Genomic DNA, 16058 nt, shown 5'->3' on the forward strand with positions numbered 1-16058 from the left:
TTCTCTGGTTCTCCTCTTCGGGTGGTGCCCGGGGAAGTGCGCCTACGCGGCGTCGCCCGCGGGCCGGACGAGCCCGTGGACGCACACCGCAGCGCTGTCTCCGGCCACGCCCATCGCGATCAGGGCGGCGGTCGCGGTGCCGGTGCCGTCATCGCTCCAGACCCCGCTGTTCACGCAGTCCAGCAGCCCTAGCAGGCACCCCTCCAGCGCCCGGGTCAGGACGACCGGGGGTGCGCCGGTCTGAAAGGCGCCTTGCCGTTGTCCCCGGCCGATGATCGCCTCCGTCATGTCCCGCGCGGGGGCCAGGACTTCGGCGAGCCGATCGGCCCCGAGGTCCTGGGGAGCGAGGCGGAGCAGGATGCGGTAGCGATCTCCGACGGGCCACACCGCGAGGACGAAGCGCGCCAACTCCGTGACGGCATCCGCCACCGGCGGGCGGGGAGCCGCGAGCGCCTGCCGCAAGGCCCACGTGGCCTCCTCCACCAGCCCCTCCATCAGTGCGGCCCGGCCGTTGAAGTGGCCATAGACCGTGCGGCGTACCACCCCTGCCGCCTCGGCGATGTCACCGAGGCTGCTGTCGGGGTCACGGTCGAGTTCCTGCCGGGCCGCCTCCAGGATGCGGGCCCGTGTGAGCAGGGTTCGGCTGCGTTCCGGGGCGGCTGTCAGGTGTGCGTGGATCATGTTGAACCTCCGGTAGGCGGGGGAGGGCGACTCGATAGTTGCACATCAACGGGCAATAAACTAGTCTGCACATCAGCGGGCAATTAGCTGCCCCTGGTGCCGGGCCTCCTCTTGGCCCCCCTGCGCCGCTCCCATCGATTCCGCCCCCCGAAGCCACCGCTTCACCCCCTGCCGAGGAGCCCGACCATGCCGCTCTTTCCGAACACACCCGTCGAGAAGATGACGGAGCCCTACCACCGGCGCTGGTGGGCCCTGCTGGTCCTGTGCCTGAGCCTGCTGATCGTGGTCATGGCGAACACGTCGTTGGTTGTGGCCGCCCCCGACATGACCAAGGACCTGGGGCTGTCCAGCAGTGACCTTCAGTGGGTCATCGACGGCTACACCGTCCCCTACGCCGCGCTGATGCTGGTGTTGGGCGCGATCGGCGACAAGTACAGCCGCCGCGGCGCGCTCGTCCTCGGCCTGCTGATCTTCGCCGGCGGTTCGGTGATGGGCGGCCTGGTTGATGAGACGAGTCTCGTCATCACCGCCCGCGCAATCATGGGTGTGGGTGCCGCCGTCGTCATGCCGGCCACATTGTCACTACTGGTCGCGATCTTTCCGAGGGCCGAGCGCGCCAAGGCGATCACCGCCTGGTCCGCGACCTCCGGTCTCGCCATCGCCGCCGGTCCGCTCGCCGCCGGCTGGCTGCTGGAGAACCACGCCTGGGGCTCGACCTTCCTGATGAACGTCCCCGTTGCCGTCCTCGGCGCCGTCGGCGCGCTGCTGCTGGTGCCGCCGTCGAAGGCGGAGGGCATGGGCCGGATCGACTACGTCGGCGGTCTGCTGTCGATCGTGTCGGTCGGCTCTCTGGTGTACGCGACCATCGAGGGCCCGCACTTCGGCTGGGGCGTCGGCCCGATCACCGCGGCCGTCGTCGCCGGCGTGGGCCTGCTGGCCTTCGTCGCCTGGGAGTTGAAGCACCCCAACCCCATGCTGGACGTGCGCAAGTTCACCGAGCGCCCCTTCGGCGGCTCGATGATGGCAGTGCTGTTCTTCTTCTTCGGCACCTTCGGCTCGATCTACTACTCCACCCAGTTCCTGCAGTTCGTCCTCGGCTACGATGCCCTGGAGACCGGCATCCGCCTGCTGCCACTGGCCGGTGCGGTCTTCGTCGGCGCCGCGGTCACCGGCAAGCTCGCCCCGAAGCTGGGCGTGAAGATCGTGGTCGGAACCGGCATGGTCATCGGCACCGCGGGCGTCTTCCTGCTCACCCGGATCGAGACGGGCTCGACCTACACCGACTTCCTCACGCCCCTGCTGCTGCTCGGCTTCGCCATCGGCCTGAGCCTGTCCCCGGCCACCGACACCATCATGGGCTCCTTCCCCGAGTCGGAGCTGGGCGTCGCCGGCGGCGCCAACGACACCGCCCTGGAACTCGGCTGCGCCCTGGGCATCGCCATCCTCGGCTCGCTGCTCGCCACGTCATACAAGGACAAGCTCACCGACATGGTCGGCGGCCACCTTCCGGCCGCGGCCATGGACACCGCCAAGGACTCCGTCGGCGGCGGCATCGCGGTCGCCGAACAGGTTGCCAAGAACCCCCAGGGCGGCACCCAGCAGGCCCAGACCCTGCTCGGCGCGGTCCACGAGTCCTTCGCCCACGCCATCGCCCACACCAGCCTCATCGGCGGCATCATCATGGCCGCCGGAACCCTGATCGTCATCGCCGTCCTGCCCGGCCGCAAGCACACAACCAAGCACAGTGCGGAGGAAGCGGAGCAGACGACCCGGGAGCAGACCGAGACCGTGGACGCCTGAGCCCCGTACACCGGAGGCCGGAACCCCGATTCCGGCCTCCTCCACCCCCAGGACGGGCTGTGCCTGAGCGGCGCACGGCCCCGGGACGGTGCCGGGAGGGGACGCCCGGCGCCGTCCCCCCTTTTTTGGCTGTCCGTCCTGGTGGGCCGGGGTGGCGTTCAGCGGACCTCCGAGGTGACCCCAATCGGGCCCAGTTCCAGGACGATTGTTGAAGATCAGGCGCTGTGGGGTGGCTTCGGGGACGGCCCTGTTTGGGACCACTGGCTTGACGCCGAGTCGGGCGGTGCAGCATTGGCGAGCTGGTGATCAAGCCGTTCGGGGAGGTGCGGGGCAGGTGCGGGTGCCCCTGTCTCTTCGGTCAAGGTGGATGGGTTCTGGTTCGGGCGGTCTGGAACGATGGGGCCGTGCATGCTGGTGATCAGGTTGACGAGGGTGTCCCTGCGGAGCTCGCAGCGTTTCTCCGCAACGCGTTTCTCCGCAACGGTGTGGACGGCTGTCTGGTGAAGATCGTTCCCTCGGTCTGCGGCGGATGCGGCGGGCGTGTGTTCTCCGTGCTCGTTGACGATGTCGAGGGCGGAGCCGAGCGGGTGTGCGCTGGTTGCGGCAGCCGCGCGTTCATCGCGGATAGCGAGGAGTTCTGGGAGGACGCGGATCCCGGCGAGGCCTGCTGTCCGTGCGGGAGCGAGGAGTTCGAGACGGCAGTCGCGTTCTCGCTCACCGGCGACGGGTCGGTCCGCTGGGTGACCGTGGGGCTGCGGTGCCAGAAGGATGGTGCCGTGGGGGTCTATGCCGACTGGAAGATCGACTACGGCCCGACGGATCACCTCCTGACCATGGTCTAGTTCTGCGGAGCGACCGCCCGAACTGGCTGCGGTTCGTAGAAGGTGCCGTCGCGGAGCATCGCAAAGAGGACCTCGGCCCGGCGCCTGGCGAGGCAGAGCAGGGCCTCCGGCGCTTCGCACCGGGGTCATGTCGGACTGTGGGGGCGATCTCACCCCTCGGCGGCGGCCACCTCGTCGACGACGATCTGCGCCCGCTTCTCCGGCACACCGGCCGCGATGAGCGTGGTGACGGCCACCCGGGTGCCGTCGTCCTCCAGCGCCCCGGTGTTGACCTCCTCCAGCAGGGCGACCGTCATCGCCTCCAGGCCCACGCTCAGCACCGGCGCCGGCAGGTGGGTGTGGAAGACGCCGTCCCGTTGTCCCTGCTCCAGGATGGCCGTGACCCTGACCCGGGCGGGCTCCAGGATCCCGGCGACACGGTCCATGCCGAGGTCCCGTCGGGCGAGCGCCAGGAGCATCCGGTAGCGGTCGCCCACGGGCCAGAGCGCCAACGTGAAGTGGGCGAGCGCCCGGTCCGCCGGTTCCGTCGCCCCCGCTCCGACCGTAACGGCGGCCTGGAGAGCTTCTGTGGCCTCCTCGGCCAGTGCATCCAGCAGCGCGGCCCGTCCGGGGAAGTGCCCGAACAGGGTGCGCCGTACGACACCGGCGGCGCGGGCGAGTTCCTCCAGGGTGATGTCGGGGTTCCGGCCGAGCTCCTGGCGGGCGGTGGCGAGGATGCGGGCCCGGTTGGACCGGGCGTTGCGTCGCTGGGGCACGCGGCCGACGGGCTGGGACACGAAGGGAACCTCGAAGAAACCAGGAGAAGGGACTTCTCCATTCTGGCATGCGAGTCCCGACCGACCCGCGGACGCATCCGGGGTCGGTCGGGACCTGGTCAGGCGGGCAGCTCCTTGATGTCGGAAGGCTCCTGCGGCTCGATGCCGTTGAAGCGGTGCCGGAAGTCGCTGGATGCGGCGTACGCGACGCGGCGCGAGCGCATGATCGAGCCCAGCGGCCGGTGGGCCTCCAGGGCGTGCCAGGGGCTGAAGGAGAGGACGTCGTCGGCGTAGCGGCGGCGGGCGTCGCTGTAGGCGTCCTGGGCGGGCAGATGCAGCACGGCAACGGTCTGGTGCGGTGACAGTTCCTCGGGCCACAGGACCGAGGCGTCCTCCACCGGCATCCGGTCGATGTCGGTGCACAGCTGGGCGCGGATGTCGTACTCGGCGCCGTTGTGTGCAAAGAAGTCGATGACAAGGTCGCGCAGGGCGGACTCGCCGGCCTTCTTGTCGACGTGGCTGCCGGTGAGGGCCCTGACGTTGGCCGAGCGGGGCGCGGCGGACATCTTCGCGACGTGGTCGCCGTAGCGCAGTGCGGCCATGGAGTGGAAGGTCTCGCCGAGGATGTGGTCGTTGGCGGCGGCCAGGGTCTCGACGGCGGGCGGAAGCGGACGTCCGACGCGGGTGAGGGCCTTGGCGGCCACGCGGGCGGCCGCGCCGGTGAGCTGGAGCTGCTGGTCGCTCTGGCCAGGCTGTTTCTCCAGGATGCCCTGGAGTTTGGCGTATTCGGCGATGTTGCCGAACGGCAGGGTGGGGTGGTTGACCAGGAGGAAGTCCTGGGTGGTGAAGCCGTCGTCGAGGGCGCGGGGCCCGGGGACGCCGATCACCTTCATCGCGAGGCCACGCTGGACGGGCACCTGGTCGGAGCGCAGGTCTCCGGGGGCGGAGGAGAAGCGGACGATCACCGGGTAGGTGGCCGGTGCGGCGAAGAGGCCCTGGGCGAGGTGGGCGGGCAGGTCGGGCTGGATGCGCAGCTCGCCGGCGAGGACGCCGTGGCTCTTGGCGTGGGCGTCGCGCAGGCCGTGGCGGTGTTTGTCGGCGACCTGCTGGTTGGCCTTGCCCATGGCCGCGACGACCTGGCGGATCAGTTCCCCCTCGTCGGGGAAGGGCTGTTCGAGGTCGGGGCGGTAGTGGACGTACGAGCGGGGTGTGGTCATGGCGGCCTCGCGCAAGGGGTGGGGGTCAGATGCTGCTGAGCCAGCGGATGGCTGACAGGCTGGGCATGAAGAAGTACTCGCCGCCGAGGAGGGTGTTGAAGGACTGGATGTTCTGCACCCGGCGCGGCGGGGTCCCGGGCACGGTGAAGTAGGCGCCCTTGTCCTGGAGCGAGATCATCGGGTCCTTCTCCTTGCCCAGGCCCATGAAGTTGCCGGAGGCGACCCATTCGCTCTGGAGGAACTCGACGTTGTCGATGGCTCGGGCGCCGAGGGCGATGAAGTCCAGGCCGCGCGGTGTGCCGTCGTCCTTGAGGCGGTCCGGGGGCAGCGGGGTGCCGTAGGAGGTGCCGCGCCGGATGATGCGGCGGATGTTGACGTCGGTGAGGACCGTCAGCTTGGTGTCGCGCGGGTTCATCCGGCGGATGTGGGAGCCGAGCGGGGTGCGCAGCCCACGCGGGTCGGCGGAGTAGTCGAAGTCGTTGATCCGGTTCGGGTCTTCGCCGATGGCGGGGGTGTCGCGTTCCGGGGTCAGGGCGAGAGGTGCGCCGCTGCGCCAGCGGCCGACCAACTTGGCGGCCAGCAGCTCGCGTTCGGCCTCGGTGGAGGCGTTGTCGTGGAGCCACTTGTTGAAAGCGGCGACGTGGGAGTGGTACTTGCGGAAGACGACGTACGTGCCGTTGCGGCCGAGGACGTCCGGAGCCGGTACGGGCAGCGGCACACCGGTCTCGCTCGGGTAGCCGAGGACGAACTCGCCCGCCTTGATGGGGCGTCCGTCGCCGGGCAGGGGTTCGGCGCCACTGCCCTCGACCACCGGCTGGCTGAAGCCGTCCCGGTAGCCGAAGACGTTGAACCCGTCGGCCGCGAAGTCCTGGTGCGACAGCAGCCGTACTCCCGGGACCTCGCCCAATTCCTTCTCGCAGGTGGCGACTTCAGCCCGCCAGTCGTCCTCGCTCGCGGCATACACCGTGACGGCGGCATGCACGCGCGGGGTGCCGAAGGGGAACTCCCAGCGGTCCGGCGCGTTCACGCCGGTGTCCCGCAGCCGCTCGGCACGGGCGGCCATCCCGGCGCGGAAGTTGGCCGGGAAGGAGGCCAGTGAGCTCTCCGGCAGCCCCAGTGCGACCAGACCCTGGTAGCTGAGGGCGAGGGCCAGCCAGGACGGCTGCGGTTCGTCCCAGCGCGCCGCCGAGGTCACCCTGGGCGCCAGTCGGCGCAGCAGTTCCCTGCCCGCGGCCGGTTCGGTGATCTCCAGGATCGCGTGGGTGCCGAAGTAGGGTTCGGGCCGGGCCCGCAGCAGGGTCGCCTGGATGTCGTCGAGGTCCAGGGTGGGCGGGCGGCGCAGCCGCCGGAACAGCGGGGAAGGCATGGTGCGCCTGCCTTCAGTTGAGGTCCGAAAGGAAACGCTGCACGGCGGCCTCCTGCCGCTTGAGCCGGTGGCCCTCCGCGACGGTGAGGCCCGGGTGGGCGACGAACCACGCCTCCGCCGGGATCTGGTACTTGACGATGAAGTCCTTCACGTCCGGGGCGGTGATGCCGGGCCAGCCCTCGACATTGCTGAACAGGTAGTCCATCATCTCGGGGATCTTGGTGGCGAAGTCGTCGATGTACGCGTCCCACTCGCCGTCGAAGGCGGTCGCGAACAGCAGCTTCGTGTCGTTGTCGAGGAACACGAACCGCATGTTGTGCAGGGTGCCGACCTGACCTGCGCCCGCCAGGTTCCCGCCGATCAGCCGGAAGAACTTCCGCAGGTGCGCCGCGCCGTTCGGCTTCAGCGGCAGGATCGTCGTCAGCTCGGACACCTCACCGCTCTTGGCGCCGATCCGGCCGGCGGTGGTGACCGCGTGTTCGGCCATCTCCGCCTTGTCGACGAGGATCTCGGCGGCCTTGACCTTGAGAGCGATCTTCGCGTCCAACAGGGCGGTCTCGACCTTCTCGCGGACCGCATCAGGGAACTGCTGGAACTTGGCGTGCAGGTCTGTCTCGCTCATGGCGCTTCTCCTTGGGCGTGGGCGGCAAGGCTTCCCGTACCGCCACAAATAGGCCACCGCGGGTGGCATGCAAGAGGGACGAGCCCCACTTTCTGACCATCTCCGCAGGGTTGATTACATCATCAGTTCGCTCCTCAGGCTTGTCAACGCGCTACTCGCAGGTAGTCACATGACGCACGTACTGGGCGGGGCCCAGCACGACGACGGGATGCAGCACCTCCGCCGCACCCTCCTGACCCAGATCGTCGACGCCCTGCGCCCCGCCATCACCACGGCCGTCGACCGGGGGCTCCTGCGCGACGACGTCACAGCCGAGACGTTCGCCATGACGACCGTCGGCCCGCTCGTCTACCAGCGCTTTCTCGTGGGCGCCCGGCTCGGTCACGACACGGTCGACGCGGTGGTGGATGCGGTACTACGGGCGTGGGCACCGTAGCGATCCGGCGTCTCGGGACTTCTGTATGCCGCGTTAGGCATCGGCATGCCTGTCCGGCTTCGTCTGCGCCTGGCTCCTGCTGAGCGGGCGGCGGTGGGAATCGAGCCTCCATCAGACCCGGAGCGCTTCATGTCTGGTGTCTGTTGTACTTGATGACTGAGGGTGCGCTCGGCGGCACGGACTGGTCGCTGCGCTTCGGTCCCGGACGGAGGTGGCGCGGGCCAGTGGACAACACGGGCGGATGGATTCGTGAGCTCGCGCCGCGCGGCCGGAATGTGTTGTCCCGGTCGGTGCTGCCTTCGGCCCAGGTCAACCGGCTTGTCGACCGGGTCGGCGCGGGTCCGGTGGCCTGGGCCATCGAACTTGCCCAGGGCATGACTGATCACGTGACCACGCAGATCCCGCAGCTTGGCGTGGACGGCCTCGTGCGGGAGCTGCGGAAGGGATGTGAGGCCGTCGCGTTGAGCATCGTGGCTGCGCTGGCCGAGAATGCCGAGGTCGTGCCGGAGCCTCCGGCGGAAGCGCTCACGGGCGCTGTGGAGGCTGTGGGCCGGGCAGTCGGTATCGAGCACCTGTTGCAAAGCGTCCAGCTCGCTCATGCCTACGCCGTCAGGGAGCTCCTGGCCGAGGCCGAACGACACCTGCCTGCCTCCGACCGCTTCGCGGCGGTGGCGCATGTCTCGGAGGTGCTGTTCACGATCGTCAACCAGCTGTCCGCCGAGATGACTCGCGAGTTCTCCCGGGCCCACGCCGCCTGGGTGACCAGTTCGGCCGCCGTGCGCATGGAGCTGGTGCAGGACGTCCTCGACGGAAAGCCGGTCGCTGCCGATCATGCGCACCGCGTCCTGGGCTACGACCTCACCCGCCGGCACACCGCCTTGGTGGTGTGGACCGACGACCTCGAACAGGCCGATCCCGGCCGGTTGGCAGGGTGCGCCGAGCAGTTGCTGCGGGCGGGCGGAGCGACGGGCACCTTGATCCTGCCTGTCGGCCGGCAACGGGTGTGGGCGTGGGGGTCCAGTGTCCACGGTGCCTCGGTGGCGCCGCCGACGTCGACGGCCACGCCCCGGTCCGGGATGCGGGTAGCGGCCGGGCTGCCCGAGTCCGGCGTCGAGGGGTTCGCGTCCAGTCACCATCAGGCCCTCGATGCCGTCCGGGTCGGGACGCTGTCCCGCACCGACCGGTGGCTGTTCGACTACGCCGAGCTCGACGTGATCGCCATGCTCAGCACGCATCTCGACGAGGCGCGCCGGTTCGTGCGCCGTGAACTGGGTGGACTCGCCGGATCCGGGGAGCCTGCCACCACTCTGCGCACCACCCTCAAGTGCTACCTGGACACGGAACGGAGCCTGAACACGACGGCTGAGCTGCTGCACGTCGCGCGTAACACGGTTGCGTACCGCATCCAGCGGGCCGAGCAGCTGCGGGGCCGGGAGATCAAGGTCCGGCGGATGCACCTTCAGGTTGCGCTGGCGCTCGCGGAGGAGTTCGGCGACCTCGTGTTGAGCGAACAGGCCACCCCGCGCTGACGGAGCTGACGGCCCCTTTTGGACTTCGGTCCATCGGCGGCAGGCCGGTCTGCACCACGGACCAAGCGCCGCGAAGGCTGTGTCCGCTGCACTGTCGGCATGTACTTCGGCTACTGGCCGCGATCGCTCGCACCGGCGCCGGCCTCGCTGGTCTGCCGCCGCCCCGTGGGGGAACGCGCATGGTGATCCACCTCGCCCGCTACCGCCTCGATGACGAGATCCGGTGGGCGACCGTCGCCGGCGGTGGCCTGTCGCCGCTGGCCGGCAGCTACGCCTCGACCGCGGACCTCATCCGTGACGGCGCCGACGACTGGCGGTCGGCCGTCGAGCGACCTGCCCAAGTGCCGACCGAATCGGTGGAGCTGCTGTCCCCGGTGACCACGCCCTGTCGCGTCCTGTGTCAGGGCGCCAATTACCGGCAGCACGCGATCGAGTCCGGGATGGATCCCGACGCGCGGCCCTTCAACCTGTTCTTCGACAAGACGGACGCCGCGGTCACCGGTCCCGACACGCCTGTCACCCGGCCGGCCCACGTGCGGCTGCTCGACCACGAGATCGAGCTCGCTCTGGTGCTGCGCAAGCAGGTCACCCAGGCGGAGACCGTCACCGCCGAGAATCTCCACGAGTACGTCTTCGGCATCACCATCGCCAACGACCTCTCCGCCCGGGACGTCCAGCTCCCGCAGGGCCAGTACCTCAAGGGCAAGAGCTACCGCGGGTTCTGCCCGGTCGGGCCCTATCTCGCGGTCCCGGAGCCGGGCGAGTTCCCGCTCCTGGACGACCTGGAACTGCGCCTGGAGGTCAACGGCGAGCTCCGCCAGCACGACAGCACCCGCAACCTGCTCTACCGGCCCGCTGAGACTCTCACCGAGCTGACCACGTTCTGCGACCTCAGTCCCGGAGACCTGCTGCTCACCGGCACCCCCCACGGCTGTACCGCGACCACCCCGCCGGCGCTGGTCCGCCGCCTGGCCACGGCCCTGCTACCCGAGGACAGGCTCTGGCGGATGTTCATCCGCTCCAACCTCCGCAAGCCCTACCTCCAGCCCGGTGACCTCGTGACCGCGAGCATTCGCAGCCCCGACGGCTCCATCGACCTCGGCCGCCAGCACACCACCATCACCGCGTCCTGAAAGGACCGCTCATGGAAGCCGCCAAAGAAGTCGGCACCCACAAGCCCGTGTACGACACCGCGCCGGCCTTCGTCGCGCACTGGGTCGTCAAGACCGCCCGCCGCGACGAGATGATCACGTGGTACCGCGTGGTCTTCGGCGCCCGCGTGGTTCACGAGGGCCGGCAGGTCACCTTCCTCAGCTGGGACCACGAACATCACCGGCTGGCGCTGGTCACGGTGCCGTCTGTCCTGCGATACCTCTTCCCGCTGGCACGGCTGCGGCGCAAGGTGTACGGGATCGACCACCTCGCCGTCCAGTTCACCTCGCTCGAACGCCTGGTCACCACCTACGAGCGACTCAAGCAGGCGGGCATCCGCCCGGTCTGGTCCATCAACCACGGGCCGACCACCTCGCTGTACTACGAGGACCCCGACGGCATCCGCCTGGAGCTCCAGGTGGACAACTACCCCACCGCTGAGGCCACGGCCGCCTTCTTCGCCAGCGAGGAGTTCGCCGCCAACCCGATCGGCACCGAGTTCGACCCCGACTACCTGCTCGAGCGGCTGCGCCGTGGCGACGACCCGGCCGAGCTGCTCCGGCCCGGCGCGGGCACCAGGCCCGGCACCACGCCACGGGCCAACAGGCGGGCGATCACCTGGAGGACTCTCTAAACCATGCACACCACACCGGTCGTGATCGCGGGCGCAGGCCCGACGGGAGCCACCCTCGCACTGCTGCTGGCCCGGCACGGTATCCCCAGCACGGTGCTCGAACGCCGCGAGCAGCCCCTGATGCACCCTGCGGCCCACGTCATCAACGCCCGCTCACTCGAGATCTGGCACCACACGTCACCCCGGCTGGCCGCGGAGATCACCGCGCTGGCGCCGCCCACAGACGCGATCAACATCATCCGCTGGTGCTCACGGCTCACCGAGTCGCTCGGCGAGATCGACGTGCTGTCGGACCCCGACCGTCTTACCGACCTCCAGGCGCACAGCCCTTTCCTGATCGCCCACATCGGACAGCACCAGCTCATGCCCGTGCTCTGGGCGGCGCTGGAGCGCGAGCCGCTCGTCGACTTCCGCCGCTCCACCGCGGTCAGCGCGATCGAGGCGGGCGCCGACCGGATCGCCGTGCACACCGAGCGCGCCACGCAGGCACTCGATGCCGCCTACCTGGTCGCCGCCGACGGCGCCAACAGCGTGGTCCGTGACAGCGCCGGCATTCCGCTGCGGGGCCCGGTCCTGGCGAACATGGGCAGCGTCTTCTTCCACGCCCCCGGACTGCACCCGCCCGGCACGGTCCGCCCGCTGCTCAGCTGGATCTACCAGCCCGACTTCTGCGGCGTCATGATCGCCCACGCGAACGACGACTACATCCTGATGACCGCCTACCTCCACCCAGAACAGGAAATCGCCAGGGACAGCCGGCGCTACTGGGAACGGACACTCCCACGGGTGCTCGGCAGCACCGGGGTCACCATCCGGTCCACCGGCACGTGGACGATGACCTCCCAGACGGCCCGCACCTTCCGGCAGGGGCGCCTGCTCCTCGCCGGCGACGCGGCGCACCGTTTCCCGCACACTGGCGGTTTCGGCCTCAACAGCGGCGTGCAGGACGCCCACAACCTCGCCTGGAAGATCGCCGCGGTGCTCCGCGGAGGCGCCGAAGACGCCCTGCTCGACACCTACGAGTCCGAGCGCAGACCCGTCGTCGAACGCTTCGCCGAGCAGAGTGTCGCCAACCACTTCCTCCTCGACGAGGTGACCGCGCCCGTGGGGATCACCAACCGCGCGGTGCGGCAGACCACCGAGGCCCTCGCCCGCCCGCTGTTGTCCCGGGTGCCCCCTCGCGTGCTGGGCTGGGCCTGCGACCGCCTCACCCCGCTCCAGCTCAAGCGCACCGGAGTGCTGCTCGCGAGCACCCCCCGCGGCCGGCGAGTCCGGGCACACATCGCCGCCGCCATCCCTGACCAGCTCGAACACTTCGTCTCCACCGGACTCGAGTTCGGCTACACCTACGACGGTCCGCTCATCCACGCCGAAACCCCTCCGCCAGGTGGCGGCGACGTGGTCACCTACCGCCCCACCACCCGTCCCGGCGCCCGCCTCCCACACGCCTTCGTCCAGCACGAGGACACCCCACGCCCGGTCCACGACCTGCTCCCGCACGACGGACTCGCCCTCGTCACACCGGATCCCGGGGCATGGGAGCGCGCACTGCGGGAGCAACCGGCCGAGAGCCCTCTCCCGGTGCACGTCGTCGGCCTGGTCGCCGCCTCCCCGGCCGAGGAGGGGACGCTCGTCGAGCTGTTCGAGGTCGGCCGGCACGGCGTGGTTCTGGTGCGGCCGGACGGCCACGTCGCCTGGCGCACCACCAGCACGGCCGGGCAGGCAACGCCGGAGCTGAACCGGTTCCTGCGCGACCACTGGCAGCCGTACTGGAAGCCGGCTCGGGCCGTTGCTCGCCAACTGGGAGCAGACTCCGTCGTGCCAGCCGTGAGTAGCCCGAACATCGAATAAGACAACGCGACTCCCAGACCGGCTCCGAACCGGGCAGCCTTCCCGATGGCTCCTCACCCTGCAGATGTGAGTGCGGAAGCGCACTCTCACGGTTCGTGTCTTACACCGAAGTAGAGGACGGCAACAATGACGAGCCCCCCACTCGGCCAGACCACAATCTCCGAGGACCTCGCCGTACTCCGCGAGGTCGAGAACCGGGTTCTGTGGTTGTCGACCGCGATCATCGACCATGCCAATCGGGTCCGCCCCAACACGTCGGGTCTGAAGGTGGGCGGACACCAGGCGTCGTCGGCCTCGATGGTGTCGTTGATGACCGTCCTGTGGTTCAGGCATCTGCGCGTCGGCGACCGGGTTTCGGTCAAGCCGCACGCCTCGCCCGTCCTGCACGCGATCAACTACCTGCTCGGCGGCCTTGACAGGTCCTACCTCTCTCGGCTGCGCGAGTTCGGCGGGCTGCAGAGCTACCCGAGCCGCGCGAAGGACCCTGACCCGGTGGACTACTCCACCGGCTCCGTGGGCATCGGCGCGACCGCGCCGATATGGGGCGCGGTGACCCGCCGCTATGTGGAGTGTGCCTTCGGCGGAGCCGGCACCGGCCGGCAGTACTCGCTGGTCGGCGACGCCGAACTCGACGAGGGAGCGGTGTGGGAGGCCGTGCTGGACCCTGCCGTATCCGACCTGGGCGAGATCGTGTGGATCGTCGACCTCAACCGCCAGTCGCTGGACAGGGTCGTCCCGCACCTGGCCGCAGACCGACTCCGTGGGCTCTTCAGCGCTGCCGGCTGGCAGGTGATGGAGCTGAAATACGGAAAAGTCCTCGAACACCTCTTCCGGCAGCCGGGCGGAGACGCCCTTCGCCGGCGTATCGACGACATGAGCAACCCGGAATTCCAGCGCCTGCTGCGCTGCGACGCCGACGAGGCACGCCGTCGGCTGCCCGGCACCGGCCCCGATGCGGCCGGCATCACCAAGCTGATCACCGAACTGGACGACGAGAGCTTGGTCAGGGCCCTGGCCAACCTCGGCGGCCATGATCTTGACGGGCTCGACGCGGCATTCGGTGCGATCGACGACACACGGCCCACCGTGATCCTCGCCTACACCGTCAAGGGCTACGGCCTGCCCATGCAGGGCCACCCCCAGAACCACTCCGCGCTGCTCACCGGGGACCAGATCAGTCAGCTGGCGGACCGGGTCGGGGCTGATGTGGACGATCCGTGGCAGCCGCCAGCGGCGGGCAGCCCTGCGGCGGAGCTCTGCCGCGAGACCGCACAGCGCCTGCGACGGGAGGAAGTCTTCCTGGCCCCGCCGCAGACTCTGCCGCTCGACCTCGGCCGCACACCTACGTCGACAAAGGCCACCACCCAGGCCGCGCTCGGTCGGACACTTCTCGACCTCAGCCGCCAAGCACCCGAGGTCGCGCGGCGCATAGTCACGGTGAGCCCCGACGTCAGTTCATCGACGAATCTCGGTGCGTGGGTCAACAAGGTCGGTGTCTGGTCGGCCACCGAGCTCTGTCCAGATTCCCGCGGCGGCAGGAAGCGCGTCGGCGAACGGCCTCCGCACCCCTTTCGCGACCGTGAGGTCGAAGTGGATCAGTCGGCACCGGGCGTTTTCGGGTCTCCTGGCCTCATGCATCCTCGGCGCCGCGGGCCGGCATTGAGCCGTACTGGCTGCGCAGGCGGGCCTTGAGGATCTTGCCGGTGCCGTTGCGGGGCAGGGTGTCGACGAGGACGACCGACTTGGGGAGCTTGTACTTGGCGAGTCGGCCGGACAGGGAGTTCATGATGTCGTCGGGCGACACCTCGGCGCCCGCGCGGGGCACGACCAGCGCTCTGCCGACCTCGCCCCATCGTTCGTCGGGTACGCCGATCACCGCGCATTCGGCGACCGCGGGATGCTGGTGGAGGAGTTGCTCGACCTCGGCGGGGTAGACGTTCTCCCCGCCGGAGATGTACATGTCCTTGATCCGGTCGACGATCGTGACGTACCCCTCCTCGTCGACGGTGGCCGCATCTCCGGAGCGGAACCAACTTCCGTCCACGAAGGCGTCCTTGGTCGCTTCGGGCCACTGCCAGTAGCCCTTCATCACGTTGGGGCCCTCGATGATCACCTCGCCGACCTCGCCCGGTGCGACATCGGTGAGGTCGGGCCGCACCACGCGTACGTCGGTGAAGAAGCAGGGTGTGCCGGCCGAGCCGGCCTTGCGGATGCTGTCCCGCGCGCGCAGGCCCAGTGCGGCGGGGGCGGTCTCGGTCAGGCCGTACGCCTGGAGGAAGGTCAGGCCACGGTCCTGGTATGTGTGGATGAGGGCCTTGGGGACGGGTGCCGCCGCGCACATCAGGATCCGGATGGACGACAGGTCGGCCGTCGCCCACCGCGACGACCGGGCCATGGCCTGGTACATCGCGGGCACGCCGAACATCCTCGTCACCCGGTGCTCGGCGATGACGTCGAGCACCCGGTCCGGGTCGAAGCCGCGCATCAGCACCGACGTCCCCCCTTTGAGGAAGCCCGGCAGGAAGACGGTGTTGAGGGCGGCGGTGTGGAACATCGGTGCCACCACCAGAGCGACGTCGTCGGAGGCGATGTCCCCGTCCAGCAGCATGTTGAAGCAGTTCCAGGCGATGTTGGCGTGGGACAGCATGACGCCCTTGGGACGGCCGCTGGTGCCGGAGGTGTACTGGATCATGCACACCTCGTCGTGGCCGACCGTCTCGTCCAGGGGGTCGTCGGGTGTGTTCGCCAGCAGCTCCTCGTACGCGCTCCCCACCTCGACGTAGTGCTTCACCTCCGCGTCGTCCCTCAACGCGTCTACGACATCGGTGAGTTCGACGCCGTGCAGCAGTACCGCCGCCCCCGCGTCCCCCAGGATGAAGGCCAACTCAGGTGCCGCGAGGCGGGTGTTGAGCGGTACGAAGACGGCGCCCAGCGCGTTCGCGGCGAACAGGGTCTCCGCCAGGGCCGGATGGTTCGCGCCCAGGTAGGCCACCCGGTCGCCGTGGCCGACTCCCAGGGCACGCAGGGCGTGAGCGAGCCGCGTCACGCGGGCGGCCAGCTCTCCGTAGGACAGGGATCCACCGTCGTGCACGACGGCGGTGGCCTCCGGTGCCATGCGGGCGCGCCGCGCGGGCCACGAGCCGAGCCCTTGATCGCGCATGGTGCGTCTCTCT

13 protein-coding genes and 1 pseudogene are annotated in these 16058 nt (G+C 69.6%); 8 read left to right on the plus strand and 6 right to left on the minus strand.

Annotated elements, in window-relative coordinates; genetic code table 11:
• Window positions 1-42 precede the first annotated feature (42 nt).
• Window positions 43-681 (minus strand): TetR/AcrR family transcriptional regulator, encoded by a 639-nt coding sequence (locus ACFY6U_RS49630; protein WP_390049385.1) that lies wholly within the window; start codon window positions 679-681, stop codon window positions 43-45.
• 186 nt (window positions 682-867) lie between these two features.
• Between ACFY6U_RS49630 and ACFY6U_RS49635 the strand changes: the two genes are divergently transcribed.
• Window positions 868-2481, plus strand: coding sequence for an MFS transporter (locus ACFY6U_RS49635; protein ID WP_390049387.1), 1614 nt, complete (start codon window positions 868-870; stop codon window positions 2479-2481).
• A 404-nt stretch (window positions 2482-2885) separates the two neighbouring features.
• Window positions 2886-3323, plus strand: coding sequence for a hypothetical protein (locus ACFY6U_RS49640; protein ID WP_390049389.1), 438 nt, complete (start codon window positions 2886-2888; stop codon window positions 3321-3323).
• Between the two features lie 149 nt (window positions 3324-3472).
• Here the strand turns inward: ACFY6U_RS49640 and ACFY6U_RS49645 are convergent, their stop codons facing one another.
• From ACFY6U_RS49645 to ACFY6U_RS49660, 4 genes are all read right to left on the minus strand, one after another.
• A complete protein-coding gene (locus ACFY6U_RS49645) occupies window positions 3473-4099 on the minus strand; it encodes a TetR/AcrR family transcriptional regulator (RefSeq protein ID WP_390049391.1) in 627 nt (208 codons plus the stop codon).
• Window positions 4100-4197: 98 nt separating this feature from the next.
• Entirely contained in the window at window positions 4198-5295 is a 1098-nt protein-coding gene (locus ACFY6U_RS49650) for a catalase family protein (protein ID WP_390049393.1), read from the minus strand.
• A gap of 25 nt (window positions 5296-5320) precedes the next feature.
• Complete coding sequence (locus ACFY6U_RS49655; RefSeq protein ID WP_390049394.1) at window positions 5321-6661, minus strand: Dyp-type peroxidase; 1341 nt, start codon at window positions 6659-6661, stop codon at window positions 5321-5323.
• A gap of 13 nt (window positions 6662-6674) precedes the next feature.
• Entirely contained in the window at window positions 6675-7283 is a 609-nt protein-coding gene (locus ACFY6U_RS49660) for a hypothetical protein (RefSeq protein WP_115910209.1), read from the minus strand.
• A gap of 67 nt (window positions 7284-7350) precedes the next feature.
• Between ACFY6U_RS49660 and ACFY6U_RS49665 the strand changes: the two genes are divergently transcribed.
• The 6 genes and pseudogenes from ACFY6U_RS49665 to ACFY6U_RS49690 all read left to right on the plus strand — a co-directional run.
• Window positions 7351-7719, plus strand: a complete 369-nt coding sequence (locus tag ACFY6U_RS49665; RefSeq protein ID WP_390049396.1) for a TetR-like C-terminal domain-containing protein — start codon at window positions 7351-7353, stop codon at window positions 7717-7719.
• A 224-nt stretch (window positions 7720-7943) separates the two neighbouring features.
• On the plus strand, window positions 7944-9248 hold the full coding sequence (locus ACFY6U_RS49670; protein ID WP_390049398.1) for a PucR family transcriptional regulator: 1305 nt from the start codon (window positions 7944-7946) through the stop codon (window positions 9246-9248).
• Window positions 9249-9427: 179 nt separating this feature from the next.
• Window positions 9428-10381 (plus strand): fumarylacetoacetate hydrolase family protein, encoded by a 954-nt coding sequence (locus ACFY6U_RS49675; RefSeq protein WP_390049400.1) that lies wholly within the window; start codon window positions 9428-9430, stop codon window positions 10379-10381.
• Between the two features lie 11 nt (window positions 10382-10392).
• Window positions 10393-11034, plus strand: a complete 642-nt coding sequence (locus ACFY6U_RS49680) for a VOC family protein (RefSeq protein ID WP_390049402.1) — start codon at window positions 10393-10395, stop codon at window positions 11032-11034.
• A 3-nt stretch (window positions 11035-11037) separates the two neighbouring features.
• Window positions 11038-12885, plus strand: coding sequence for an FAD-dependent monooxygenase (locus tag ACFY6U_RS49685; protein ID WP_390049404.1), 1848 nt, complete (start codon window positions 11038-11040; stop codon window positions 12883-12885).
• A 126-nt stretch (window positions 12886-13011) separates the two neighbouring features.
• Window positions 13012-14397, plus strand: a pseudogene (locus ACFY6U_RS49690) (pyruvate dehydrogenase); the annotation flags it as partial.
• Between the two features lie 118 nt (window positions 14398-14515).
• Here the strand turns inward: ACFY6U_RS49690 and ACFY6U_RS49695 are convergent.
• Complete coding sequence (locus ACFY6U_RS49695) at window positions 14516-16045, minus strand: long-chain fatty acid--CoA ligase (protein WP_390049406.1); 1530 nt, start codon at window positions 16043-16045, stop codon at window positions 14516-14518.
• Between the last annotated feature and the right edge of the window lie 13 nt (window positions 16046-16058).

It is taken from the genome of Streptomyces sp. NPDC013157 (assembly GCF_042899865.1).
Classification (GTDB): Bacteria; Actinomycetota; Actinomycetes; order Streptomycetales; family Streptomycetaceae; genus Streptomyces.